This window comes from Campylobacter sp. MG1 (genome assembly GCF_026616895.1).
Lineage (GTDB): Bacteria > Campylobacterota > Campylobacteria > Campylobacterales > Campylobacteraceae > Campylobacter_E.
The window spans coordinates 131815-157580 of record NZ_JANYME010000001.1; the positions used below are offsets into that span (position 1 = coordinate 131815).

The window sequence follows — 25766 nt, forward strand, 5'->3', positions numbered from 1 at the left end:
AACTATGTAACTTTTTGAAACAAATATTTATTTAAAAGCTATTAAAGAACAAAAATTTATCCATCTAAAAAAACAATCTATTTTTGCAAAACCAGCATTTTTCAATATATTAATATTTTCATCATATGTAAATGGAATTAAGACATTTTCAAGTGCGGCTCTTTTTTGAGCTATTTCATATCTTGAATATCCTTGAGTTTCTTTATAATTTTCATAAATATCTATTATATTTTTTTGTAAAATTTTATCTTCATAAAGAACTTTTTCACATAAAATAAAAATGCCATTTTCATTTAATTTTTCATAAATTTTATTAAGCAAATCTTGTCTTAAAAGAGGTCTTATAAAATGAAGTGTATAAGAGCAAATTATAGCATCAAATTTTCCGTCTAAATTTAAAATATTTTCAATTTTTTCATTTATAAAATTTATTTTTACACCCAAATCATTCGCTTTTTGTGTAGCCTTTTTTATCATTTCCACTGAATTATCAAGCCCAAATAATTGAAAATCATTTCTTTGTGATAACATAAGCAATGTATTTGCAGTTGAACATCCTAAGTCTAAAATCTTTGCTTTTTCTGGCAAAACTTTACTTAAAATACTAAAAATTAACTCTTGATTTTGTATATAATAAGGAATACTTCGTGTTACCATATCATCAAAAACACGAACAACTTTATCATCAAATTCAAATTGTTTTATAATATTTTGTGAAAAAATTTCATCTTTCATTTTTAGCCCTCAATGTAAGTTTTTTTATATCATCATCAATTTGTATTTTTAATTCGTTAAAATTATCAAATCTTTTATTTTCTCTAAAAAATTCTAAAAAACGAATGGTAATTTGTTGAAATTTAAAATCATAAAAATTATTTAATATATTTACTTCTACAGCTATTTTATCATCAGTTGAACGCTTTCCTATAAATACTGCTCCGTAAAATTCTTTATCATCTAAAAATATTTTAGCAAAATATACACCTTCCTTTGGTAAAAAATAATCTTTATAATCTATATTAATTGTTGGAACAAAAAATTTAGAGCCTAAACCTTGCCCTTTAATTTGTTTTCCTATAATCTCATAAGGTCTTCCTAAAAGCTTAATTGCTGTATTTAATTCTCCATTTCTTAAATAATTTTTAATACCACTTGAATGAATACTAAGACCATCTAATCTAAATTCATCAACTACAATGCAAGGAATTCCGCTATAATTTTGTAATTCATTAGCATGTGCTTGTCTATTATTTCCAAATCTAAAATCATATCCAGCTACAAAATATTTAAGTCTTATAAAAGAACGCCTTAAATTATTTGCAAAAGTATATGCATCAATTTCTTTAATCTCATCTAAAATAACAAAAAAAATTTTTCTTTTAGCTATTTTTTCTTTTAAAAAAGGTGGTGTTATTTCACCAAAATTTTTTTTATAAACTACAAGCAAGGCTCCGTTTTCATCTAATCTTTCTATGAGTTTAAAATGACCCAAATGCAAAGCATCAAAACACCCTATCGCAATACTAGTAACACTATTTAATTCATTTTCACTAGCTTTGATAAAATTATTTTCTAAAAGCGTAAAAATATTCATAATTCCCCTCTTTACCACTCAAGGTTGAAATTGTTTTTTTTTCTAAAATTAATCCAAGTTTCGCCATTTCTTTTTCATATTCTAAACAAGCATTTTTTATAGCTTTTTCATCAATTACTACGCCTTTTTTATTTCGTTTTACATTTTTACCTACTTCAAATTGTGGTTTAAAAAGAACTATTATATAATTTTTACTAAGCCTTATTAAATCTTTCATTATAATTTTAGTTGATATAAAACTTAAATCACTAACAACCAAATCATATGTTCCTACATTAAATTCTCTAATATCAGTATTTTCATATATTTTTATTTTGTCAATATTTCTTAAGCTAATATGTAATTGATTATTGCCAACATCTACACAAGTTATACTTTTTACATTTTTACTAAGTAAAATTTGAGTAAAACCACCAGTGCTTGAACCTGCATCAAGACAATCAAAATTACTTATATCTAAATTAAAATCATCAAAAAAACCTTTTAATTTATAAGCTGCTCTACTTACATAAATATCATCAATTACTTTACAAATACTATCTATATTTACATCATCGCTTGGTTTTTTTATTTTATCATTAATTAAAATCAAGCCTTTTTTTAACATTTCTGCGGCTTTATTTCTGCTAATCTTAAGATTATTTGATACAAAAATATCAGCTCTCATAAAGCTTATGAAATTCCTCTTCATTAATTATTAAAATACCTAATTCTTTAGCTTTACTTAATTTACTACCAGCATCACTTCCACATAATAAATAAGAAGTTTTCTTACTAACGCTAGAGCTTGTTTTGCCACCATTTTTAATAATTATCTCTTCATAATAATCTCTTGGTTTGCTTAAAGTACCAGTAATTACAAAAATTTTACCTAACAAACTATCACTTGATTTAATATTAGTGTTTTTTAAATTTAAAATTTTATAAAATTTTTCTATCAAATTTTTATTAATAGCACTAAATTTTACTACTGATTTAGCCATTTGCTCACCAAATCCATCTATTTTTAGATATTCATCTTCAGTTTTTAAATACCACTCATAAGCAAATTCATTAGCTATTTTTTTTGCTGCAACTTCTCCAATATGTTCAATTCCTAACGCATTAATAAAACTACTTAATTCACATTCTTTTGATTTTTCAATAGAATTTAAAATATTACTAATTTTCTTATCAGCAAAACCAGCAAGTCCTATAAAATCAACTGCTGTCAATTCATAAATACATTCAAATGTACTAATTTTGCCTTCATTAAACAAAAGTTCAATTATTTTATCACCCAACCCATCTATATTTAAACACTTTTTACTAGCAAAATATATAAGTTGATTTAACATTTTTGCCTTACAATTAAGATTGACACATTTAATCATAATATCTTCATAAAATAAATTTTCACCACAAGAAGGACATACACTCGGTTTTTTAATGTAAATTTCACTTCCATTTCTTCTATCTTTAAAAACTCTAGTTAATTTTGGAATAACATCACCACTTCTTATAATGCTGACATTATCATTTATCATTAACTCAAGTCTAGTAATTTCATCATAATTATGTAAAGTTACGGATTTTACAATAGCTCCATCAATATTTACAGGTTCTAAAACTCCAACTGGAGTAATTACCCCAGTTCTTCCTACTTGATAATTAACCGCCAATAATTTAGTAATTTGTTCATAAGCTGCAAATTTATAAGCAGCCATAAATTTAGGAAATTTACTTGTAAAATCAGTGCATTTACTTAGGTCATTTACTCTTAACACAAAACCATCTAACATCATTGGTTTTTTATCTCTTTCTTTTTGCAAAAAATCATATTCAGTTTGTAAATCATTCGCTCTTACAACTTTGCAAAAATCATCTTTATTAAAACCTAAACTTCTAACAAATTCCATCGCTTCACTATGTGTTTTGTAAGTTAGTTCATTATAACCTATACCATGGGGATAAAACTGTAAATTTCGTTTTGATACTTCATTAGGCTCTTTTAATCTCAATGAACCACTAGCGGCATTTCTAGGATTAGAAAATGGATTTTCATTATTTTTTAACTTCAATTCATTTAATTTTAAAAAATCATCTTTTAAAATTAATATTTCTCCACGAATTTCTATTTTATGATAGTAATTTATTTTTTTTGGAATACTATCAATTTGCATAACATTTATTGTAATATCATCACCAACTTCACCATCACCACGAGTTAATGCAAGTGCTAATTCTCCATTTTCATAAAGTAAATTTAAACTTGCACCATCAAATTTAGGCTCTATAAAAAAATCTTCATTTTCAAATTTATTTCTTTTTATCCAAGCTTTTAATTCTTCTTCACTAAAAACATCTTCCATAGAATACATTTTTTCTATATGAGCTACTTTTTTAAAACCATCATTTATTAAAGTTTGACTTATAGGAAAAACTCTTTGAGTAGGAGATTTTAAACTTATATTATCTGGGTTTTCTTTTTCGTATTCTTTTATTTTTTTTATAAGTGCATCATATTCAGCATCACTAGCTAATGAATTTTCACCTAAATAATATGCTTTTGCCCAAGTATTTGCTAATTTGATATTTTCTAAATATTCATTCATATTTCATCCATTTTTTTTAAATATTTTAAAAGTTCTGATTGTTTTTTAACATCATGAACTCTAATGTAATCAGCACCACTTTTAGCATGTGCTATTAAACTTAATAATTCTCTTTCATTTGCAAAACATCTTTTATTTGAAGCAGCTAATAAAATTTCTTTGCCTAATGTTTTAAAATGATTTAAATATTTTATTAAAACCAAGTTTTCAAATTCATTTTTACCAAATCCTATACCAAAATCTATTATTACCTTGCTACTAATCTCTTGTAATTTTGTTTTAAAAAAATTATAAACTTCATTTAAAATAACAAATTTATCATTATTATAATTTGAAGTAATACAGTTAGAATTAACATAATTTTCTATATAATTATTTTTAGAATGCATTAAAATATATGTTGCATCATATTGAATAGCTAAATTTGATAAAGATGTATTTGCGCTAATATCATTTATATATTTAAAGCCTAAATCAAGTGCATTTTTAAGACATTTTTCACTAAAACTATCAAGACTAAAATCTATTTTATCACATAAGTTATTTTCTTTTATAATTTTAAAAATAGGTTTTAATCTATCAAATTCTATATTTTCACCTAAATATTTTGAATTTGGTCTTGAACTCATAGCTCCTATATCAATAATACTTGCACCATTTTCTATAAAATCATAAGTTTTTGTTAAAAAATCATCTATTTTAATTCTAGAATTTTCATAAAAACTATCATTATTTATATTCATAATAGCCATTATTTTTGGGTATTTTTTATTTATTTTTAATCTATCTAAAAAATTACTTAATCTATTACATGAAAATTGCTGTAATTTAAGTTTATCTGATAAATCTTTTATATTTACATCATTAATCTCTAAAATACTATCGTTTTTACTATTACCCAAAATAGCATTCTTATGATTTAAAACATTAGCACCAACACTAATTGCATCTTGTTTTAAAATATTAGCAGCAACTGCACTTATGTTTTTTATATAAATATAATGCTGGTTAGTCTTTTTAAAAAATCTATCCTCAGCATATGGTGTAGCATTAATATTTATTGCATCATCTTTATCTACAATAAAAAATTCAGCTTCTTTCACGTATTATCCCTAACAATAATCTAATAGCTATAACCTTAATATTCAAATTTAATTTACCCAATTCATAACATTTATAAAATTCATCAAGCAAGGTAGTACTTAATCTAATATTTTGTTTAATACACTCTTTAAATAATAATACTACAAAATCACTAGGAGAATAATCTAATTTAAGTTCAGATATTTCAATTAAAGTAATTGTATGTAAATTTAAATTTAATATTAAATCAATTTTATTACTATATAATTTTTTAGATATTAATCTAGATTTTATAGTAGGTAATAAAATATTTTTAGAATAAACCAAAATTTTAAAATAAACACCGACTGGTGGCTCTTCTAACAATTTTAACATATAATTTTGTGCTTGAACACTATAATCTTTGTACGCTAAAACAAAAATTTTATCATGCTCTTCCATCAAATATGCATTTTGCATAATATCTCTAGCATTTTCTAATAAAAATTCATCACCTTGATAAACCTTGCAAATTCTATTATTCTCATACAAATCTTTAATATAAGAATCATAATCTTGCGTAATTATAATTTCGCTATTCAAATTTTAACCCTAGAAAATATTATACCATCAATACATACATTTATTAATTGTGCTATTGTTATTAATTTTATATCCTTATGCTCATCATTTGACTTAATGCAAAAAGAATTATCATATTCTTCATCAAAAATAAACAATAAAGAATTATCCTTACTTTTTGCAAGTTTAGCCATTTTTGAATTATCTTTTCCAACATAAAAATATACATAGCCATCAGGAAAAGCAATGTTTAATAAATCATCTAATAAATCTTCATTTTTATCGTAATTATCAAGCTTAAAGCCCTTTAAACTAAAAAAAGGCACCAAAGGTCTGGTGCTTTTTGAATTTACTAAATTTAAAAAATATTCTTCAAACCATATTCTTTCATCATCAGTAATGACTATAAATGACTTGCCATCTAATAAAAAACTAAGCCTAGTCATTAAAAAAGGACCTATTTCAAACCGTCTACTATCAAGCCAGTTATAAAATAAACCCTGTTTATCAATAAAATCTTTTATGAAATTTGAAGAATCTTGCATTATTTATCCAAATTATAAACTTTATGTAGCGTTCTTACGGCAAGTTCAGCGTATTTTGAACTAACTACCATAGAAATTTTAATCTCACTAGTTGAAATCATTTCTATGTTAATTCCTTCCTTTGCTAACGCTTCAAATGCTGCACTAGCAACGCCAGAATGAGTTTTCATTCCAACTCCAACAACAGAAACCTTTACAATCTCACTATCAGTTGTAATAATCGCATTATTACCTAATAATTCTCTCATAGCACATTCAGCATTATTCAACTCACTTTGTGGAACTGTAAAACCTATATTTGTAGTTCCATCGTATCCTGCATTTTGAATAATCATATCTACATTTATATCTTTTTTAGCTAAGGTTGTAAAAATACTAGCTGCAATGCCAGGTTTATCTTCTACTTGTCTTAAAGTAATTCTTGCTTGATTTTTATCTAACGCTATTCCACTAACTAATGCTTGTTCCATTTTTTCCTCACTTGTAATTATTGTTCCTTCATTTTCATTAAAGCTACTTCTAGTAACTAATTTTACATTTAATTTTTTTGCTAATTCAACGCTTCTATTTTGTAAAACTTTAGCTCCTAAACTAGCAAGTTCTAACATTTCTTCATAAGAAATTTTATCTAATTTTCTAGCTTTAGGCTCAATTCTAGGATCTGTAGTATAAACTCCATCAACATCTGTATAAATTTCACATAAATCAGCACCTAATGCTCCAGCAAATGCAACAGCACTTAAATCACTGCCACCACGGCCAAGTGTAGTAGTATTTCCATTCGCTGCAAATCCTTGAAAACCAGCTATTACTACGATTTTTCCTTTTTCTAATTCATTTTTAATTCTATCAGTATCAATACTAATAATTTTAGCATTCGTATAATCATCAGTAGTTAAAAGACCAGCTTCTTTTCCACTTAAAGATACAGCATCATATCCTTTAGATATTAAAGCTATAGCTAAAAGTGCTGCTGTTTCTCTCTCGCCAACTGAAAGAAGCATATCCATTTCTTTTTTATTAGGACAACTTGAATAAAAATTAGCATTATCTATTAATTGATTTGTCCTTCCACTCATAGCAGAAACAACTATAACCATATCCTTATAAATTTTACGAGATTTGATAACTCTATTTGCAACATTTTCTATACGTTCTAAATTACCAACGCTTGTACCACCATATTTTTGAACCACTAACATCCTAAAAACCCTTCTTTTTGAAAATATTTTAAAACCTTTGTATAAATTGGTTTTTTAAAATGATTTATATAAGAATTTATATCTTTATAATCAACAAAAAAACACTCTTTAAACTCAGGTTCAGCTGTGTTTAAATTAATAGCATTATTTTCTTTAATTTTAACTAAAAAATACTTTTGAATTTGTCCATCAAAATTATATTTTTTCTTAACAGCATCAGTTGGAAACTCATAACTAAGCCATTCAGGGTACTCAGCTATTAACTCAAAACAATTAGTTCCTAGTTCTTCTTCTAATTCTCTGAATAATGCTTCTTTAGGAGTTTCTCCATCGTCTATACCACCTTGCGGAAATTGCCAAACCTCAATATCCATTCTCAAAGCTACTAAAATTTTACACGAAAATGGATAATCTTGAGATAAAACTATCGCCGCAACATTTTTTCTAAATTTCTTCTCCATCAATATTCAACCTAAATATTTTTAGTGGATACTAATAAGAAAAATTTAATTAAAGGTAATTTTTAACTTATATAAAATAAACTTATATACGAAAACAATCAAAAATTAAGAAGTTTAAATGAGATTTTATATTCATATACCATTTTGCGTTAGTAAATGTTCTTATTGTTCATTTGCAAGTGTTACAAATCAATCTAATGTAATTAAATATTTTGAAGCATTAAATTTAGATTTAGAGCGTTTTTTACCATTAAAAAATAACATAAAAAGTATATATTTTGGTGGAGGTACGCCAAGTTTAATTAATGCAAAATACTATAAAAATATTTTTGATAAATTTAAAAATTACATAGATAATGAAACTGAAATAAGCATAGAAGCAAATCCTAATTCGCTAACTTATGAATGGATACAGAATATGTTAGATTATGGTGTAAATCGCATAAGCTTAGGAGTGCAAAGTTTTAATGATAAAAAATTACTTTTTTTAAATAGAGCTCATACTAGCAAAATCGCAATAGAGAAAATAATGATGCTAAAAAAAATAGGTATAAATTTTAGTATTGATATTATCTATGGAACATTTTTAGATGATAAAAAAATGCTTGATGATGAATTAAGTGTTATAAAAAATTTAAATATAAATCACTTAAGTGCTTATACTTTAATATTAGAAAATAATACGCCATTTGCTAATAAAACTGAATTTTTACAAAAAAATGATGAATTAAATTGCTATTTTTATAATGAACTTAATAATCTTGGTTTAAAAGCATATGAAATTAGTAATTTTGCTACAAATATTAAATATGAATGTAATCACAATAAAGCATATTGGAATAAAGAAAATTATATAGGATTAGGACTTAGTAGCGTTGGGACTACAGAACTTAAAAGATTTTATGCTAGCAATGATTTAATTGAATATATAAAAAATCCTACTAAAAGAATATGCGAAACGCTTAGTTTAGATGATAATAAATTTGAAAAAATTTTTTTAGGATTAAGAAGTAGCGTTGGAGTTGATATAAATTTAGTAGATATTAATAAATTAAAAATACTAGAAAATGATGGCTTGATTAAAATAATAAATAATAGATTTTATAATAATAATTATTTACTAAGTGATGAAATAGCATTATTTATAAGTTAAAGAATATGATTTTTTTATGTTTGATATTTTTTTAAATTTAATTTATGTAACTATTTAAAATATCTACATTAAAACTAAGACTATTATCAATATTTAATTCTTTATTAAAATTATTTATTCTTATATAAATTCTCATATCATCAACTAAATTAGAATCATAAACCTCTTTAATATTATTAGCTAAACAATTAGCCACTAAATCATGATGGACCTTATCTGTAAATCTAGCTTCAGCTGGATTTGTTTCTAACATTTTTTCATATCTTTCAAGGCAAGATTGCCAACTAATATCTTTATGGCAAGTTTGAATTAATACATTTGTGTTATAACCATTATCTTTAAATAATTGTAGTGTTTTAATTGGTGTAGTAGTGGTTCTAAAAGTTCCTTCAATTACTATATTTAATTTATTTTTGATAGCTTTATCTAAAATCATTTCAGTAATCATTCCTGCAAATGTAGCAGTGTGTTTAGGCGAATCTTTGCCATAAATAGCTTGTAAATTAGCATAATCTGGATGATATTTTCTATAATCATCTCCATTTATTACGATAACATTTTTATTCAATTCTTTTCTTACGGTTTCTATTAAGTTTGATTTACCTGCACCTGGCTGACCACCTAAAACAAATGCTTTAGGATTATCTGTAGATATTGCATTAAATTTGGCACATTCTTTTTTCCATATCTTATTAAATATTTTTTCATCAATTTTCATATTTTTGCCTTAATTTTTTTATTTGTTCTTTGGTGCTTTCGTAATCTATATCTGCATAATTTGTATCATATAAATATTCTTTTATTTCGTGCATTTTAATTAAATCTTGCTCTCCATCTAGAGTCTCATCATCAATTAAATACCCAAAACTTGCATATTCTAATAAAACATCTTTTTCCATAATTGTTGCCATTACTTTTCCTTATTATTTTCTTTAAAACTTTTAAGGTTTTTTAAAATAATAGTTTTTAATTTCACTAAATTACATTGATTTGCCATCGCTGAAGCTTGAATTAATTTATCTTTATCAATCAAACCTAAATCAAGTTTATATCCTGCATTTTGCGCTAATTGATTTAAAAATATTCTCTCAGTTCTTCCGTTACCTTCTCTAAATGGGTGTAAATAATCAATATTTCTATAAACCTCACTTAAAGCACTTGCAAATTCATCAATATTTTTACAATCTTTAAGATAATTATCTTCTTTTAAAAAATCAAATATTTGTTTAGCAGTATCTTTTAAATAAATTCCAGGGACAAATTCACTATAAGTTCCATTAGGTGCTAATTTTTTAAATTCATTTTTTAAACCTAAATCATCTCTATCAAGACCAGCCCAGCTAAATACATCTTGAAAAATATGTTTATGAATAGCTTTTAAATGCTCATAATCAAAATTGCCTTTAATGGGATTTGTTTTTAATTCTTCTGCTCTAGCTAGAGTATAAATTCTTGAAGCTTTATCAAATTCTTTAATATATTCTATACCTAATTTATTCTTAGTTACAAGTTCTTCAAAACTTAATTTATTTTCTTTCATAATCAACATAACCTTTTTCTTTGTATTCGGCTAAAACTTCATCGGTTGTTAGATTTTTATTATATTTTTTTACCATCACAATAATACTTAACTCATCTGCATAAATATCTTCTATTGCGTGAGAACAAATGGTAGATTTTATATTTTCATAAGCTTCTTTACTCACATCGTTTTTATATCTTTTTAAAATTTCTAAGCTCTCTTTTAATGAATTTGATTCTTGATAATTTTTCATTTTTTCTCCTTTTTGACTTTTCAATAAATTCTAAATTTCGTGTTTTAATATAATATTTAAATTCTAGTATTTCTTTATATAAGGCTTTAATTTATTTAATTTTTTGCATTACTTTTTCAAAATTTAAATCTTAATAATCTATTTTTCGTATATCTTTTATCATTTCTATATAAATTACACGTTTTTATTTTTATAAAACTCATATTCTCCTAACATTACCACCTAATATAAAAATTTAATTTAAAACTTCTTTTTCCATAAATGTCGCCATTTTTCTATTTTTTTACAATCTAATAGATATTTTCCTTTAACATAGCCTTAATTAAATTTTCATATAAAGAAAAATCACAATCCATAGCTTTTATACTAGCATCAATAGTATCTTTTTGACTAATAAGACCTAAATCTAATTTAAATCCAGCATTTTTTGCAAGTTCATTTACAAAAATTCTTTCAGTTCTACCATTGCCTTCTCTAAATGGATGTAAAGCATTTAAATCACCTAAAAATTCAGCTAAATTAACAGCAAAGTCATCTATATTTTTAATATCCATAAAATAATTTTTTTTAGCTAAATTATTAAAAATTCTATTAGCTTCACTAGGTATAAATTTACCAGCACAAAACATACTATTGCCCTTAAACATAGCAGAATATAAGCCTAATTCATATCTATCTTTACCAGCCCAACTAAAAACATCTTGAAAAATATGTTTGTGAATAGCTTTTAAATGTTTATAATCAAATTTTCCTTTAATAGGATTTTTAATTAAAGTATGTGCTCTTATAATTGTTAAATTTTTTGATGCATTTTCAAATTTTTTATAATCACTTATGCCTAATTTATTTTTTGTAATAAGTTCTTCAAAATAATCACTCATAATCACACCTTTTTTTAATAATTTTTATTAATTCATCAACATCTAATTCTTCTGTTTCAAGTGCAATTAAATCTAAAATATTTTGTTCGTTTGCAAATTGATTTTCTATTGCATGTGAACTTATAGTTGAAAAGATTCTTTCAAATTGTTCATTAGTTAATTTATGTTTATATTTATTAAGAATTTCTATACTTTTACTAAAACTTTTTACTTCTTTAATATTCATCAAAACCTCATCTATAAAACTATTTAATTTAAGAATTCATTTTTTATTAGAATAAATATTTTAATAAAAAATAATAAATGTTAAAATAACAATTTATTAATATGAAAAATATTATAAATTAAATTTATAATTTAATTTATAATTTAAGAAAGTTTAATCAATCTTTAAAATACTTAAAAATGCTTCTTGTGGTAAAGATACTTTACCTATTGCTTTCATACGCTTTTTACCTTCTTTTTGCTTTTCAAGTAGCTTTCTTTTTCTAGTAATATCCCCGCCGTAGCATTTAGCAGTAACATTTTTACCCATTGATTTTACATTTTCACGAGCTATGATTTTATTGCCTATACTTGCTTGAATTGCTACTTCAAATAATTGTCTAGGCACAATATCTTTCATAGCTTTTACTAAATCTCTACCTTTGCTTAAAGCCTTTTGATTTGGCACGATAATACTTAACGCATCAACCGCTTCTCCTGCCACTTTTATATCAAGCTTTACTAAATCTCCCACTCTATAATCACAAAATTCATAATCAAAACTAGCATATCCACGAGTAAGTGATTTTAATTTATCATAAAAGTCCATAATAATCTCATTCATAGGTATATCGTATTCAAGCAATACTCTATTTTCTGTTATATAATCCATTTTTGTTTGTATTGCACGGCGATTATTTAAAAGAGTAATTAAATTCCCTAAAAACTCGCTAGGAGTTATTATAGTAGCTTTTACATAAGGCTCTTTTATGTGGTCTATTTTATTTATAGGTGGTAAGTCGCTTGGGTTTTGGATATTTAATACGCTTCCATCGGTTAAATTAACTTCATAAGTAACGCTAGGAGCGGTTGCTATTAGATCCAAATTAAACTCACGCTCTAAGCGTTCTTTTATAACTTCCATATGCAATAAACCTAAAAAGCCAACCCTAAAACCAAAACCTAAAGCAAGTGAAGTTTCTGGCTCGTATGAGATTGAGCTATCATTTAGTTTTAATTTATCTAAAGCATCTCTTAAATCTTCAAATTTATCAGTTTCAATCGGATAAATCCCTGCAAATACAAAGGCTTTTGCTTTAGCAAAACCTTCAATTGGCTCTGTTGCTTTATCTTTTGCTAGGGTTATTGTATCTCCTACGCTAATTTGTGCTATGTCTTTTAATCCTAATACGACGATACCAACTTCTCCTGCTTTAATTGTATTTGTTGGCATTGGATTTAGTGGGTGTGGATAGCGTAAATCTAATACATTATGCTTTACGCCTTCGTGCATTAAATATATTTCATCGTTTTTATTAATCTCTCCATCCCTTACTCTAACTAAAGCTAAAGCCCCTAAATAGCTATCAAACCAGCTATCATAAATTAATGCTTTTAGCTTATTTTGATTACTTTTTGGTGCAGGAATTCTCTCACAAATTGCTTGTAATAATTCAGCAATTCCTATCCCAGCTTTTGCACTAACTTCTATTGCATTAGAACAATCAATTCCTATTATATGCTCAATTTCAGCCTTTACTTTTGCAGGATTTGCTGCGGGTAGGTCAATTTTATTAATTACAGGAATTATTTCTAAATCATGCTCAATTGCCATATAAACATTCGCAATTGTTTGTGCTTGAACGCCTTGTGAAGCATCAACTACTAATAATGCCCCTTCGCAACTTGCTAAACTTCTACTAACTTCATACGAAAAATCCACATGACCTGGGGTGTCAATAAGATTTAAAATATAATTTTCTTTATTATAAGTATAATTTAATCTAACTGATTGAGCTTTTATAGTAATTCCACGCTCTTTTTCTATATCCATAGTATCCATTACTTGCTTACTCATTTTGCGTTGCTCTATAGCATTGCAAGTTGTGATTAAACAATCTGCTAAAGTGCTTTTACCATGGTCTATATGTGCTATTATTGAAAAATTTCTTATATTTTGCATTAAAGTTCCATTATTTTGATGTGATTTTTAATATTAACAAAAAATAATAAATTGTATACAAAATTTTATAAATTTTAGGATCTAAAATTTCATTTTAAATCCTAAATTTAAATTAATTATTTTTATTAGCTCTTTGTTTTTCCCAATCTTCCCAACTATGTGGAGTTGTGTCCTTTAAATCATATAAAGTTTGTGCTAAATCTTTATGCCCTACATGTTTATGACAATCGGTGCATTTCATCTCATCAGCACTACCTTTAAAGCTTAGATAAGTAAGATGGATTGGTAATGTGCTTTCATTGTCTTTTACGAAAGCATTTTCGTGGCATTTTAGACAAGAGCTATCAAAAGTATAATTTTTTCTAGCGTGTTCTCTATTTGCTAGCCAATCTTTTTTAGTTGGGTCTTTTGTTAAAGTTGTAAAGCCTTCTGCTATTCCGTTTTTAGCTTTAGTCAATAAGTATTTTGCCAAATTATCGTGTGGTAAATGACAATCAGCACAATTAACTACCACTCCTTTAGGATTTTTAGCCCCGTGTATATCATCATTAACATTTGTGATTGCTATAGGTCCATCCCAAGAATGGCAACTCCCACAAAACGGATATTTGCCTGTTACATGAACAATTTTTTCTCCTAAGAATACTAAAACAAGAGTTATGATTACTATCATACAAGTAAAAGCTATTTTATTTTTCATGTATTCTCCTTTATTTTACTTTTAAATTTTTTAAGATTTCTTGGCTATGGCATCTAGCACACATATTAACAGATGGCTTATGAGTTTTATGACAATTATCGCAGTCTAATTTATCATAATGTGGGCTTTGATGAACATTGTTATTATGTCCGTAACCTGCAGTATATTCTGCTAATTTTGAATAATCCCCGTGGCATTTTATACAACTATTTAGCATAGCTGATGAATAATCTTTCTCTTGTGCTTCTAGGTGGCAATCATTACACTTAAGATTTAATTTTTTATGAATTCCTTTAACTTCATAGGCTTTTTCACTAAAATCTACATTTACTTTTCCTAACGAATCCTTTAATACATTTTCATTTGCAAATAAAAAACAGGCAAATAAGCATATAATGCTAATAAATCTCATTGCTAACCCCTTAATAAATTATAATTTTTTGCTAGAGTATTTCCAGCTCTTTTTCCATAAACTAAGCAATCTAAAACCGCATTAGAACCCAATCTATTGTATCCGTGTCTTCCGCCAGTAATTTCTCCACACGCATACAAACCTTGAATTAATTGCATATCATTATCATATACTTCACAATCTTTATTGGTTTTTACTCCACCCATACAATGATGAACTTTTGGTCCAGGTCTTGCAGCAAAAAATGGAGCTTGTTCTATTTTTATATACTTTCCTTTGTAATCTGAAAAATTGCGATTAAATTCTGGGTCTTTATAATTTTTATCTTTTGAAGCAAGTTCAACATATTCATTGTATCTTTTTAACTGCTCTAAGAAAGGCTCTTTATTGATATTATAATGAGCTATTAATTCATCCATTGTTTCAAATTGTTTTACAGCACCAACCAATAAGCCCCTATTTAAATCTTCTATATCAACCGTTTTAGTGCCATTTATATCCATAATTAAAACAGGTGGATTCAAACCTTTTTCATTCATAGCTAATATTGCATCGCTACCTTGTTTTCTATCCGTAATTTCATTTACAAATCTTTTTCCTGTTTTAGGATTTACCATCATTCCATAAGCATAAGCCCTAGTAATCCATCTATAAGCAAATCCAAAACCGCCTTCATCTTGACTTGTTACGTGCATACTTTGAATATATTGCATATCTATGAATTTAACATTATCATTTATTAGTTTTTGTGCTGTGTAGCCAGTAGCTCCTAAATGATTTGTGGTTAATACATCATCTCTTAAACTAGAGTCAAATATTTGTCTAAATTTTAAATCAGCTCCCCAACCACCAGTAGCTAAGATAATACCACCAAAGGTTCTATAATATTTAGTAATTCCACTTTCATTGTTTTTTTCTTCATATCCACGCTCAAAGTTAAATTGATATTTTTCTCTTACTTTAATTCCAACAACTTTATGATTTTTATCATATAAAATATCATCCATTATAACTCTTGTTAAAATCTTACCGCCTCTATTAAGAATTTGTTCTTGTAATGGTCTTGTAATATAACTACCTGCACCTGCTGAATGAGAGCGTGGAACGCTATGACCACCACTTCTGCTAACCCACTTAAAATTAACTCCATTATCTATAAGCCAATCAAGAGTTTTTACTCCATCATTTATCATAATATTTACTAATTCTAAATCATTTAAATTCTTACCACTTTTTAATGTATCTTGTATGTGTAGATTAATATCATCAACTATTCCATCTCTAGCTTGTAATTTTGAGCCAGCAACAGCCATTGAACCACCTGAATAAGCCGAGTTGCCACCTAAATAAGGCATTTTATCAATCATAACAACATTTTTAATACCATTATCCAAAAGACTTAGCATAGCTGCACTTCCTGCAAAACCACTTCCAATTACTATTGCATCATAATATTCATCCCATTTTATATTATCAATATCTATACTATTAGATAAAGCAATATTAGGCATTAAAATAGAGCCATACACTAAGCCAGAAAACTTTAAAAAGTCTCTTCTATCTTTAGTTTTCATAAAACCTCCTAATTAAAAAATAAGTTTAATAATAATTCAAGTTAAGATATTAAAAAAAAAAAAACGATTAGTTATTTTTAAAATATTTTTAGGTATTTTTTTTCTTTCATATATTTGGTTAATGATTAACAATAAAACTAAATGGTAGAATTACAGTTCATTTCAAAATTAAGGAGAAAATTATGTCAGTAGCAGTAGTGTTCGGAAGTGCTATGGGAAATACAGAAGGTGCAGCAGAAAAAATAGCTGAAGCTTTAGGTGCTGAGTTATTAAATATCGCTGATGTTGATGCTGATAAACTAAATAGTTTTGATAAATTAGTTTGTGGAACTTCAACTTGGGGAAGCGGTGATTTACAAGACGATTGGGAAAGTTTTGACTTCAGTGGTTTAAATTTAAGTGGTAAAACAGTAGCTGTATTTGGTATGGGTGATAGTTCAAGCTATTCAGATACTTTCTGTGGTGCTATGGGAAAATTAGCTACAGCATTAAAAGAAGCTGGTGCAAATTTAGTTGGTGAAGTATCAACTGATGGTTATGATTTTGAAGATTCAGAAGCTGTAGTTGATGGTAAATTCGTTGGTCTTGCATTAGATAATGACAATCAAGAAGATTTAACAGACGAAAGAATTGCAAACTGGGTAGAACAAATTAAAGCTAATTTCTAATCAAAAAATAGCAAGTTTTATCTTGCTATTTAAGGATTTTAATGAATAAAATTTTATTATTATTTTTCTTATTTTTTCAAAGCTTATATGCTAATGGTATAATAAAGATTGCATTAAAAAGTGATGATTTAAATTTAAACCCTATATACAATAGAGATGATGGTATAGTTAAATTGCTATATTTAGGGTTATTTTATAAAGACAATAATAAAATTTTAAAACCGGTATTAGTTGATAGATACACAATAAGTAAAGATAAACTAAAATATGATTTGCAATTAATCAAAGGTATATATTTTAAAAAAGATGATGTAAATTATGGTGAATTTAATGCTGAAGATGTTAAATTTACATATGATTTAATAAAAAATAATTTATTTAAATCAAAATATAAAATCTATTATGAAAACATAAAAGAAATCAAAGTAATTGATAAATACAACATACAATTTATACTGAAAGAATATGATGATAATTTTCTAAATAATTTAACTTTAGGGATAATGTCAAAAAACGCAGTAGCTAAACTAGGTATAGATTACTTTAAAACTAATGCTATAGGCTTAGGACCTTATTATTTAAAACAAATAGATAATCAACAAATAGTTTTATTACAAAATAAAAATTCAAACATAAAAACAAGTAACAATGGTTTAATATTTCATTTTTTTCAAAATGATGTTCAAATAAAAAATGCTCTAAACAATAATTTAATAGACATAGCGACAATTGATTATAAGTATTTAAAAAGCTTAAATTTAAACATAAATATAGATAAAATAAAATCAAACAAAATAGCAGTTTTAAATATAAATAATAAAACTATTGATGATAGAAAATTAAGATATGCGTTGTCATTAATAATTTGTAAACAAAATCTAATTCAAAACTACGATTATTTAGAAATGATTAATACTACAAATAAAAATATCTATAAAAATCAAATATTTTATGATTGTGATAGAAAAAAAGCTAAAGAATTGTTAAATAATCTAGGATATTACAAAGAAAGAAAAAGTATAGAATTAAATATAAATAAAAAATCAGAAAATAATTATTATAAAAAAGACAATAATGAATTAAAATTAGAAATATATGCAAATGAAAAAAATAAAATACATATAGATATAGCAAATAATATAATCCAACAATTAAAAGACTTTGGGATATCCGCAACTTTAATATCTATCTTAAATGATGATACGCAATTTAAAATAGATGATATTAAAACAGAAGAAGTTATAAATTTATTTAGTTTGATAAATCAAGAAACAAAAAAAACTGCTACAAAAAGTCAACTAACAGATTCTAATATAGCGACACAAATAAAAGAAAATTATTATAAAGAATTTATAAAACAAATTCAATTAAATCCCCCTTATATATTTTTAGCTTCATACAGCAATTATTTAGTATATAGCAATAAAATAAAAGGTTTAAATATAAAAAGCTTTAATGAATCTGATATATACTCACAAGCTATTTATTGGTTTAAAGATGAATAATTTTTTTATAAGTTTAAAAGATTTTTTTACATTTAAATTTTTGATATTTTCATTAGCTCCATTAATAGCTAGTTTTACCTTATTTTTATCTTTATTTATATATTTAATAAATTATATAAATAATATAAATTTAAATGAAGAATATTTTAACTTTTTTCTTGGGGCATTTGTATTACAAATATTACATATTGCAATAATGCTTTTTACTATTGCTGGTGGTGGCTTTTTAACATTACATTTATCAGTATTCTTTGCTATTATTATAGTTTCATTTTTAACACCATTTATAGTAAAAGAAATTAATTTAAAGCATTATCATTATTGCAAATTAGATGAAGTGAATTTCATTTATATATGCTGGTTATTAACAAAATTATTTATTAAATTCTTAATTTTATTATTTTTTACGATGATTTTTTATATTATACCGGTATTAAATTTATTAGCACCTATATTATTATTTTTTGTAATGTTTTATTTATTTTTTAATTTTTTAATACACGATGTAGCAAGTTCTGTATTAAATAAAAATGATTTTTTATCATTTAATCCATTTAAGATTAAATATCTAACTTGCATTTTTTTATTTTACTTAATATGCAATATCCCTTATTTAGGTTTCTTTTTGCCTGTATTTTTTGTAATTTTTTTATCACATTTATTGTTCCAAAATGAATTAAATTTAAAAATTCAATCAACTTGATTAAAAACAATTTTTATATTATATTTTTTGTATAATATAAAATAAAAGGAGAAAAGATGATTTTAAATAATGAAATGATTTGTAATGTTTGTTGCTTAAGAGCCAGTGAAGATGAAAATGCTGTATTTATTAGAGCTCATAAAAATAATAAACCAGTAGATATTTGTACAAGTTGTATTCCAAGTGTTATTCATGGTTCTGGTATAGTTGTTAAAAGCGATGAAGAGATATTAAAAGATTTATAATAAATTTCTAAAAAATATATATTGTTTAATATATTGCAAACTTTTCTTGCTAAAAAATAATTTTTAACAAGGAGATATTATGCTTAAAAAAATTATAACTCACGAGCTTTTTGCTCCAATTTTATTGATTTTTATGACTATACTTGCTTTAGCTCTTAAAAATTCAAATCTAAACACTTATTATGAACTCATTACTAATTATAAAGCAGGTGTGATTTTTGGAGATTTAAACCTTATAAAACCACTTACTTTATGGGTAAATGATGGGCTTATGGCTATATTTTTCTTTTGGGTTGGATTAGAAGTTAAAAAAGAAATCCTAATAGGAGAATTAAGCAATATAAAAGCTGCTAGTTTGCCACTAATTGCAGCACTTGGTGGAGTAATTGTCCCTGCTATAATTTATAGTTTAATTAATATAAACGATAGCTTTGCTTTACAAGGCTTTGCAATACCAACTGCAACTGATATTGCTTTTGCTTTAGGGGTTTTGTTATTACTTGGAAATAAAATTCCAAAATCTTTAACAATATTTTTACTAAGCCTTGCAATATTTGATGATGTTGCTGCAATTATTATAATCGCTTTATTTTATACAAATGAGCTAAGTATTTTAAGTCTTAGCCTTGCTACTTGTGGTTTAGCTATTTTGCTATTATTAAATTATTTGCATATTTGTATAAAAAGCCTTTATGTAATTATTGGTGCATTTATTTGGGTTTGCGTTCTTAAAAGTGGAGTTCATGCGACTTTAGCTGGTATGGCGTGTGCGTTTTTTATACCATTAAACACTAAAGATAATAAAGAATTTTTAGAACACATAATGCACGATTTGACACCTTATATAAATTATTTTATATTGCCTTTATTTGCTTTATTTAATGCTGGAGTTTTGATTAATGGTCTTAATTTAAATGATTTTAATGCAGTATTTTTTGGAGTATTTTTAGGTCTATTTTTAGGCAAACAATTAGGTGTTTTTAGCTTTTGCTTAATTGCTAGTAAATTTGGCTTTAAATTACCATCAAATAAAGTTCAATTATATGGAGTTTGCATACTAACAGGTATTGGTTTTACTATGAGCTTTTTTATAAACACTCTTGTATTTGAAAATAATCCTGAATTATTTAATAGCGCAAAATTAGCAATACTTAGTGCTTCTTTTGTATCAGCTGTATTAGGCTATATTTGGCTAAGATTTATAAGCAAATAAAATTTTTTTAATTCAAATTCATTATGAATTTGAATTAGATATTAGAAAATAAGATAATAATTATTGATGATTATTAAAAAAAGCTCTTAATTATTTTAAAATTTATTTTTTATTTATATTGATTTTTTATTTTTTTTACTAGCTCTTTATACAAAAAATTAAGGTTTTTCACATCATATTTGCTTTATATATTCTATAATTTATATTCTTATATGTAAAAATTTTTTAAATTACAAAGTATTTAAAAAATACGATATCTTATATTATACGATAATTTTATTTGATTTATAATAATACTTATCATAATATTAATAAACTTAGTAATATTATTATATTTAATATTTATTTTTATACATATTCATTATATTACAACATATAAAAATCATAAAATTATTGTTAGTTTCAATATTAAATATGGCATATTGTTCTCCTAAAAATAAATTTATCATAAATATAATTTATTGCTAATGCTAAATACATATAAAATAAATTAATATTTAAAATATCTTTTTCAAAAAATATTTTATAAAATTGTAGGTAGTAAGTAATAAAAACAGCAATACTTAAAAAAAATAAATAAATTGTCTTAACTCTTAAAAAATAGCACACAATATGTATTACTAAAGATATAACTAACAAATTAAAATATGAAAACAAGTAATAAAAAGAATAAATAAATGCACTTATAAACATAAGACCAACATATGTATATTCAATATCAATTTTATGTAAAATTCTATTTTTAAAACCAACAAAAAACCACATACAAGGTAAAATTAAAAAATGAATAATCGTAAAAATGATATTGAAAAATATATAGCTATCATTTGAGTTATGTGAAAATGCTTTAGTTAAAAGCCCTAAATCAACAGAAAAATAAAGTTTTAAACAAAATAATATAAACAAAAATTTATAAATACTAATTTTTAAATAATAAAAAGGAAATAACACAACACTAAGATAATCAAATTCTATTAAAAATAATTCTCTAGCTTTGATATTGTTAGTAACCCAATTGGATAAAAGTATTAAATATTTTTTCATTTAATTGCCTTTTTGTTACTTGTTATATTTTATTTTTTAATAAATATTAGTATATCAAATAAACAATAAAAACCCATAAAATCTAAAAAACAATTATTAAAATTATGTTACTTTTTGTAATAAATATTATTAAGATTAATTTTAAATTCAATTAATAATATTTTTAAATTTAATTTTAAGTTTCTAATTTAAATTTTATGATATTTCATATAATTTAAATTAAATTTTGTATTAAATATAAATCAACGTTTAGTTTATAAATATACTTGAATATTGTTGTTTTTATCATCTGTATATGTAATAAATCCAGATGAATTAGGCGAGTAAGCATTCGTATCTTGTATTAGTCTTTCTGTATTTTTTAAATAAGATGATAAATCAGGTTTAATCACTTTATTTACCAAATCCTCATAGCTTGGTAATTCTTTTGCGGCTGTATTTATAAACTCATCATAGCATAAAGTTTTATCACTAAAAACAAATTTTTCAATCTTATTAAATCCTATCCCAAAATTACCTAATATAGTAACGCTATCTTTATTATTGTTATATTTGATGATTAGATTATCTACATCTTTTTTAAGCACAACTTCACTAAAGCTAATATCATTAAATTTAATAGTATCATATCCTAAGGCATCTTTTATATAATCATTTCCATCATTTCTATTAAAGATATATGTATCATTTCCAGCACCGCCGTCTAAATAATCATCTCCTTTACCACCAATTAAAGTATCATTACCAAATAAGCCATATATTTTATCGCTATATTCACTTCCAATTAAAGTATCATTGCCCCAAGTAGGAGTTAATACCATTTGTCTTAAATCATTAGCACTTAAAGTCTTATCTTGTAATACTAAAGCAGATATATCATAATCTTTTTTGAAAAAATCTACAACTTTTATAGATGAACTTTCATCAACCACTTTTCTAAACCAACCAGCACTTTTTAGCTTGTTTATTATTAAATCATCATTATTTCTAGTAATTTTTACAAATGATGAGCTAACATCTAGGATTATTTCATCATAAGCATTATCGTTTCTAAGATTAATTATTGTATCTTTCCCCCAAACTCCTTTATAAATATACTTATCATTCCCCATACCGCCTTGCAAGATATCATCTCCTGCTCCGCCTATTATGATATCATCACCATCTCCTGCATAAATATCATCATTACCATTGCCACCATTTATGATGTCTGCTCCTGCTCCACTTCTTATGATGTCATCTCCATCCCCACCATCAATAATATCATCTCCATTATGTGTGATTATGGTATCGTTGCCATCTAGCATAGTTATTACATAATCTTTATTTGTAAAAAACATTGTAAAGTTATCATCACCATTTGTAGGTGTATAAATTCTATTAATTATCTCATCCTTATTTATGCTTGTATTATTAGCGAATTTGATTTCATCAATAGTATTTCTTAAATCTTCATATGCAAAAAAGTCTTTAACTCTAATGCTATTATTATCATCTTTAATCAGCATTAAATCATCATAATTTCTTACATATTTTAAATTATTGGCATTTATACTTGCATCGTTAAATTTAATACAATCTATATCATTTAGATTTGATTTATAGTTTATGATAGTATCGTGCCCGAAATCTTTATCAAAAACATAAGTATCATTGCCATTACCACCCACTAAAGTATCATCACCAATTCCACCGATTAAGGTATCATCGCCATCAAGTCCATATAAAGTATCTTTACCATTTAATAAATTTGTCCCTACTAATGTATCATTACCACTTGTTCCTGTTTGAGTTGATAGTGCATTTATAGTATCTTCATCTAAAAGTTTTAAATAATCACTTAAAGTATAATTATTCATTGTTTTTATAAAATCACCTAGCAATATTACACAATCATTTAAAGAATTTATATCTTTAAAGCTTGTTATAAACTCAGCTAAATCAACGAAAGCTTTTTTAGGATTTGTTTCATTAATAGCCTTAAATTTTTCTATACTTTTAGAAAAATCTAATTTAAGCTCATACGAGCCATTGTTTTCGTAGCTAGTAATGTTTATTTCATCATAGTATTCTTTTAATCTTGTTTGAAATAACAATCCCTTATAAACATAAGTTCTTAAACTATCATAAGTATTATTAAAGCTATTTCTAAGCTCGTTAAACTCATTTAAACTAGCTATATAAAAATCTTGATTATTAACGCCTAAAAATGAATTAATAATTGATATTTTTTGCTTAAGCTCATTAAACTCATTTTTTAAACTTTCGCTAATAGTAAAATTAGCATATTCTCTAGCTTGTGATGGTGTAAGCCATAAATCCCTTATACTATCAGTATTGCTAGGATTATTGCTATCAAATTCTTTGGTTTTAGATAGGTTAAAGTCTTTGTTTAAAGCTTTATTAGTATTAGCCCAAGCATAAATTAGACTATCAAGCTTGTTTAATTGCTCTTCTTTGCTGTTTGTAGATGAATAATCTTTAAGCAATGCTTTTAATTCTTCATCTAAACAAGCAGCGTCCCTTAAATCTCTTAATACTCCATAGCCTTTAAGATTTGCTAGATTTAATTCTTCTTCTGAATATTTTATCTTGTCTTTAAATACTCTTTCTATACTACTAACGCTAAAATTAATATCAGCTAATAAGCTTTCTTTATCATCCTTGATAAAGGTAGCTGTTTGAGTGATGGTGTTATCGCTATCAAGCTTTTGATTGGTATCTTTATAGTTTAGATTTATGCTAGTTATGTTTAAATCTTTTAAAGACTTTAGCTCGTTTATTTGCGTTATGCCATCTTCGTTTAAGTCTTGCCATACTTTAAGATTGTTAAACTCTTTATCGTTTATATCAATTACTCCGTCTTTATTACTATCTAAAAGCTTTAAGGCTTCAAAGCCGTTTAAAGCATAAGAATTTGAACTAATTTCGGTAAAGTTTCCAAATAATTCATTACCATTATCTATTAGATTATTATTGTTTTTATCTAATACCAATAATCCATCATCTTTACTAATCCAAGATGATTTAAATGCTATGTTGTCATTGTTGTGGTCAAAAAACACTCCGTTATTTAAATTCAGAGTTGATATTTTAAAATCACCATTTAAATCAAGAACTAGTGGGTCGTAGAATTGCAGTAAACAGTAAGGATCGTTATATTTATTTAGGTAGTTATAAAAATTTTTATCAATATTTTCTTTAAAATCTAGCTCTGATCTAAAAATTGGTTGTGTTGATGTAAAATTTAAAAATTTATCATACATTTCACTTAATAATATATCTGCTTTACCACCATATATCATTGATTGTCCAATGATTACTTTTAGCTTAGCTAAATTTACTGTTTTTTCTCCAATCTTTATAAATGTGGAAGGGGCATTAATATTTAAACCTATCATAAACGCACCAATATAATATCCAGGTCTTTTACTATAATCTTTATCAAGTTCTTTTAAGATATAATCTCTTGCTCCATTAGTATTATTCCAAAATGCTGATAAAGCCTTTTTTGTAAATTCCAACTCCAATTCTGCTTTTATTTTTTGTTTTTCTCCAGCAAATCCAGACAAATTTCCCAAAAACATACCAAATTTAAAAGGGGCTACTATAATAGTATCCCAAGCACCTTGTATAAAGTCTCTTCCAAATTTAACAGCACGCTCAATCTCTTCCATTACTATACT

General features: G+C 25.2%; 27 protein-coding genes. 6 read left to right on the top strand and 21 right to left on the bottom strand.

What is annotated here, in order from left to right; translation table 11 throughout:
• Positions 1–27 precede the first annotated feature (27 nt).
• From cmoA to NY022_RS00610, 9 genes are read right to left on the bottom strand one after another with little or no spacing between them, the layout of a single operon-like run.
• On the bottom strand, positions 28–735 hold the full coding sequence (gene cmoA, locus NY022_RS00570) for a carboxy-S-adenosyl-L-methionine synthase CmoA (protein ID WP_267523083.1): 708 nt from the start codon (positions 733–735) through the stop codon (positions 28–30).
• The gene (locus NY022_RS00575) at positions 725–1594 is read right to left on the bottom strand and encodes a bifunctional riboflavin kinase/FAD synthetase (protein ID WP_267523084.1); all 870 of its coding nucleotides are present in this window, start codon (positions 1592–1594) and stop codon (positions 725–727) included. The genes cmoA and NY022_RS00575 overlap by 11 nt, the downstream gene beginning before the upstream one ends.
• Positions 1566–2261, bottom strand: a complete 696-nt coding sequence (locus NY022_RS00580) for a TlyA family RNA methyltransferase (RefSeq protein WP_267523085.1) — start codon at positions 2259–2261, stop codon at positions 1566–1568. Before NY022_RS00580 ends, NY022_RS00575 begins: the two co-directional genes overlap by 29 nt.
• Positions 2251–4188, bottom strand: coding sequence for an NAD-dependent DNA ligase LigA (gene ligA / locus NY022_RS00585; protein WP_267523086.1), 1938 nt, complete (start codon positions 4186–4188; stop codon positions 2251–2253). The genes NY022_RS00580 and ligA overlap by 11 nt, the downstream gene beginning before the upstream one ends.
• The gene (folP, locus tag NY022_RS00590; RefSeq protein WP_267523087.1) at positions 4185–5291 is read right to left on the bottom strand and encodes a dihydropteroate synthase; all 1107 of its coding nucleotides are present in this window, start codon (positions 5289–5291) and stop codon (positions 4185–4187) included. Before folP ends, ligA begins: the two co-directional genes overlap by 4 nt.
• A complete protein-coding gene (locus NY022_RS00595; protein ID WP_267523088.1) occupies positions 5278–5853 on the bottom strand; it encodes a DNA polymerase III subunit delta' in 576 nt (191 codons plus the stop codon). Before NY022_RS00595 ends, folP begins: the two co-directional genes overlap by 14 nt.
• Complete coding sequence (locus NY022_RS00600) at positions 5850–6377, bottom strand: HobA family DNA replication regulator (RefSeq protein WP_267523089.1); 528 nt, start codon at positions 6375–6377, stop codon at positions 5850–5852. Before NY022_RS00600 ends, NY022_RS00595 begins: the two co-directional genes overlap by 4 nt.
• On the bottom strand, positions 6377–7579 hold the full coding sequence (locus NY022_RS00605; RefSeq protein WP_267523090.1) for an aspartate kinase: 1203 nt from the start codon (positions 7577–7579) through the stop codon (positions 6377–6379). Before NY022_RS00605 ends, NY022_RS00600 begins: the two co-directional genes overlap by 1 nt.
• Positions 7573–8046 carry an RNA pyrophosphohydrolase gene (locus NY022_RS00610; protein WP_267523236.1) on the bottom strand — a complete coding sequence of 158 codons (474 nt, stop codon included), beginning with the start codon at positions 8044–8046 and terminating at the stop codon, positions 7573–7575. Before NY022_RS00610 ends, NY022_RS00605 begins: the two co-directional genes overlap by 7 nt.
• A 112-nt stretch (positions 8047–8158) precedes the next feature.
• Between NY022_RS00610 and hemW the strand changes: the two genes are divergently transcribed.
• Positions 8159–9193: a radical SAM family heme chaperone HemW gene (hemW, locus tag NY022_RS00615; RefSeq protein WP_267523091.1), complete on the top strand. Its 1035-nt coding sequence runs from the start codon at positions 8159–8161 to the stop codon at positions 9191–9193.
• 37 nt (positions 9194–9230) lie between these two features.
• Here the strand turns inward: hemW and NY022_RS00620 are convergent, their stop codons facing one another.
• The 10 genes from NY022_RS00620 to NY022_RS00665 form a co-directional block, all read right to left on the bottom strand.
• On the bottom strand, positions 9231–9911 hold the full coding sequence (locus NY022_RS00620) for a zeta toxin family protein (RefSeq protein ID WP_267523092.1): 681 nt from the start codon (positions 9909–9911) through the stop codon (positions 9231–9233).
• Positions 9901–10104 (bottom strand): hypothetical protein, encoded by a 204-nt coding sequence (locus tag NY022_RS00625; RefSeq protein ID WP_267523093.1) that lies wholly within the window; start codon positions 10102–10104, stop codon positions 9901–9903. Before NY022_RS00625 ends, NY022_RS00620 begins: the two co-directional genes overlap by 11 nt.
• Positions 10104–10733, bottom strand: a complete 630-nt coding sequence (locus NY022_RS00630; protein WP_267523094.1) for a Fic/DOC family protein — start codon at positions 10731–10733, stop codon at positions 10104–10106. Before NY022_RS00630 ends, NY022_RS00625 begins: the two co-directional genes overlap by 1 nt.
• A complete protein-coding gene (locus tag NY022_RS00635; protein WP_267523095.1) occupies positions 10720–10968 on the bottom strand; it encodes a hypothetical protein in 249 nt (82 codons plus the stop codon). The genes NY022_RS00630 and NY022_RS00635 overlap by 14 nt, the downstream gene beginning before the upstream one ends.
• 290 nt (positions 10969–11258) lie before the next feature.
• A complete protein-coding gene (locus tag NY022_RS00640) occupies positions 11259–11849 on the bottom strand; it encodes a Fic/DOC family protein (protein ID WP_267523096.1) in 591 nt (196 codons plus the stop codon).
• Positions 11842–12075, bottom strand: coding sequence for a hypothetical protein (locus NY022_RS00645; RefSeq protein ID WP_267523097.1), 234 nt, complete (start codon positions 12073–12075; stop codon positions 11842–11844). The genes NY022_RS00640 and NY022_RS00645 overlap by 8 nt, the downstream gene beginning before the upstream one ends.
• Before the next feature lie 153 nt (positions 12076–12228).
• On the bottom strand, positions 12229–14016 hold the full coding sequence (gene lepA, locus NY022_RS00650) for a translation elongation factor 4 (RefSeq protein WP_267523098.1): 1788 nt from the start codon (positions 14014–14016) through the stop codon (positions 12229–12231).
• Positions 14017–14128: 112 nt separating this feature from the next.
• The gene (locus NY022_RS00655) at positions 14129–14716 is read right to left on the bottom strand and encodes a cytochrome c3 family protein (RefSeq protein ID WP_267523099.1); all 588 of its coding nucleotides are present in this window, start codon (positions 14714–14716) and stop codon (positions 14129–14131) included.
• Between the two features lie 10 nt (positions 14717–14726).
• Positions 14727–15128 carry a cytochrome c3 family protein gene (locus NY022_RS00660; protein WP_239802709.1) on the bottom strand — a complete coding sequence of 134 codons (402 nt, stop codon included), beginning with the start codon at positions 15126–15128 and terminating at the stop codon, positions 14727–14729.
• Positions 15129–15130: 2 nt separating this feature from the next.
• Positions 15131–16702, bottom strand: a complete 1572-nt coding sequence (locus NY022_RS00665; protein WP_267523100.1) for a flavocytochrome c — start codon at positions 16700–16702, stop codon at positions 15131–15133.
• 182 nt (positions 16703–16884) lie between these two features.
• Between NY022_RS00665 and fldA the strand changes: the two genes are divergently transcribed.
• The 5 genes from fldA to nhaA all read left to right on the top strand — a co-directional run bounded on the left by fldA (position 16885) and on the right by nhaA (position 21036).
• On the top strand, positions 16885–17370 hold the full coding sequence (fldA, locus tag NY022_RS00670; protein ID WP_267523101.1) for a flavodoxin FldA: 486 nt from the start codon (positions 16885–16887) through the stop codon (positions 17368–17370).
• A 41-nt stretch (positions 17371–17411) separates the two neighbouring features.
• On the top strand, positions 17412–18875 hold the full coding sequence (locus NY022_RS00675) for an ABC transporter substrate-binding protein (protein ID WP_267523102.1): 1464 nt from the start codon (positions 17412–17414) through the stop codon (positions 18873–18875).
• On the top strand, positions 18868–19578 hold the full coding sequence (locus NY022_RS00680) for a hypothetical protein (protein WP_267523103.1): 711 nt from the start codon (positions 18868–18870) through the stop codon (positions 19576–19578). The genes NY022_RS00675 and NY022_RS00680 overlap by 8 nt, the downstream gene beginning before the upstream one ends.
• Before the next feature lie 56 nt (positions 19579–19634).
• On the top strand, positions 19635–19823 hold the full coding sequence (locus NY022_RS00685; RefSeq protein ID WP_267523104.1) for a hypothetical protein: 189 nt from the start codon (positions 19635–19637) through the stop codon (positions 19821–19823).
• A 79-nt stretch (positions 19824–19902) separates the two neighbouring features.
• A complete protein-coding gene (gene nhaA / locus NY022_RS00690) occupies positions 19903–21036 on the top strand; it encodes a Na+/H+ antiporter NhaA (protein ID WP_214117954.1) in 1134 nt (377 codons plus the stop codon).
• A gap of 408 nt (positions 21037–21444) precedes the next feature.
• Here the strand turns inward: nhaA and NY022_RS00695 are convergent, their stop codons facing one another.
• Both NY022_RS00695 and NY022_RS00700 read right to left on the bottom strand, forming a co-directional pair.
• Complete coding sequence (locus tag NY022_RS00695; protein ID WP_267523105.1) at positions 21445–22080, bottom strand: hypothetical protein; 636 nt, start codon at positions 22078–22080, stop codon at positions 21445–21447.
• Between the two features lie 254 nt (positions 22081–22334).
• Entirely contained in the window at positions 22335–25757 is a 3423-nt protein-coding gene (locus NY022_RS00700; protein WP_267523106.1) for a calcium-binding protein, read from the bottom strand.
• Between the last annotated feature and the right edge of the window lie 9 nt (positions 25758–25766).

Bases quoted from the DNA above. Each gene is read 5' to 3' on its own strand.
- cmoA (WP_267523083.1), bottom strand. From the start codon at position 735: ATGAAAGATGAAATTTTTTCACAAAATATTATAAAACAATTTGAATTT.
- NY022_RS00575 (WP_267523084.1), bottom strand. From the start codon at position 1,594: ATGAATATTTTTACGCTTTTAGAAAATAATTTTATCAAAGCTAGTGAA.
- NY022_RS00580 (WP_267523085.1), bottom strand. From the start codon at position 2,261: ATGAGAGCTGATATTTTTGTATCAAATAATCTTAAGATTAGCAGAAAT.
- ligA (WP_267523086.1), bottom strand. From the start codon at position 4,188: ATGAATGAATATTTAGAAAATATCAAATTAGCAAATACTTGGGCAAAA.
- NY022_RS00600 (WP_267523089.1), bottom strand. From the start codon at position 6,377: ATGCAAGATTCTTCAAATTTCATAAAAGATTTTATTGATAAACAGGGT.
- NY022_RS00605 (WP_267523090.1), bottom strand. From the start codon at position 7,579: ATGTTAGTGGTTCAAAAATATGGTGGTACAAGCGTTGGTAATTTAGAA.
- hemW (WP_267523091.1), top strand. From the start codon at position 8,159: ATGAGATTTTATATTCATATACCATTTTGCGTTAGTAAATGTTCTTAT.
- NY022_RS00620 (WP_267523092.1), bottom strand. From the start codon at position 9,911: ATGAAAATTGATGAAAAAATATTTAATAAGATATGGAAAAAAGAATGT.
- NY022_RS00625 (WP_267523093.1), bottom strand. From the start codon at position 10,104: ATGGCAACAATTATGGAAAAAGATGTTTTATTAGAATATGCAAGTTTT.
- NY022_RS00630 (WP_267523094.1), bottom strand. From the start codon at position 10,733: ATGAAAGAAAATAAATTAAGTTTTGAAGAACTTGTAACTAAGAATAAA.
- NY022_RS00635 (WP_267523095.1), bottom strand. From the start codon at position 10,968: ATGAAAAATTATCAAGAATCAAATTCATTAAAAGAGAGCTTAGAAATT.
- NY022_RS00640 (WP_267523096.1), bottom strand. From the start codon at position 11,849: ATGAGTGATTATTTTGAAGAACTTATTACAAAAAATAAATTAGGCATA.
- NY022_RS00645 (WP_267523097.1), bottom strand. From the start codon at position 12,075: ATGAATATTAAAGAAGTAAAAAGTTTTAGTAAAAGTATAGAAATTCTT.
- lepA (WP_267523098.1), bottom strand. From the start codon at position 14,016: ATGCAAAATATAAGAAATTTTTCAATAATAGCACATATAGACCATGGT.
- NY022_RS00655 (WP_267523099.1), bottom strand. From the start codon at position 14,716: ATGAAAAATAAAATAGCTTTTACTTGTATGATAGTAATCATAACTCTT.
- NY022_RS00660 (WP_239802709.1), bottom strand. From the start codon at position 15,128: ATGAGATTTATTAGCATTATATGCTTATTTGCCTGTTTTTTATTTGCA.
- NY022_RS00665 (WP_267523100.1), bottom strand. From the start codon at position 16,702: ATGAAAACTAAAGATAGAAGAGACTTTTTAAAGTTTTCTGGCTTAGTG.
- fldA (WP_267523101.1), top strand. From the start codon at position 16,885: ATGTCAGTAGCAGTAGTGTTCGGAAGTGCTATGGGAAATACAGAAGGT.
- NY022_RS00675 (WP_267523102.1), top strand. From the start codon at position 17,412: ATGAATAAAATTTTATTATTATTTTTCTTATTTTTTCAAAGCTTATAT.
- NY022_RS00680 (WP_267523103.1), top strand. From the start codon at position 18,868: ATGAATAATTTTTTTATAAGTTTAAAAGATTTTTTTACATTTAAATTT.
- NY022_RS00685 (WP_267523104.1), top strand. From the start codon at position 19,635: ATGATTTTAAATAATGAAATGATTTGTAATGTTTGTTGCTTAAGAGCC.
- nhaA (WP_214117954.1), top strand. From the start codon at position 19,903: ATGCTTAAAAAAATTATAACTCACGAGCTTTTTGCTCCAATTTTATTG.
- NY022_RS00695 (WP_267523105.1), bottom strand. From the start codon at position 22,080: ATGAAAAAATATTTAATACTTTTATCCAATTGGGTTACTAACAATATC.
- NY022_RS00700 (WP_267523106.1), bottom strand. From the start codon at position 25,757: ATGGAAGAGATTGAGCGTGCTGTTAAATTTGGAAGAGACTTTATACAA.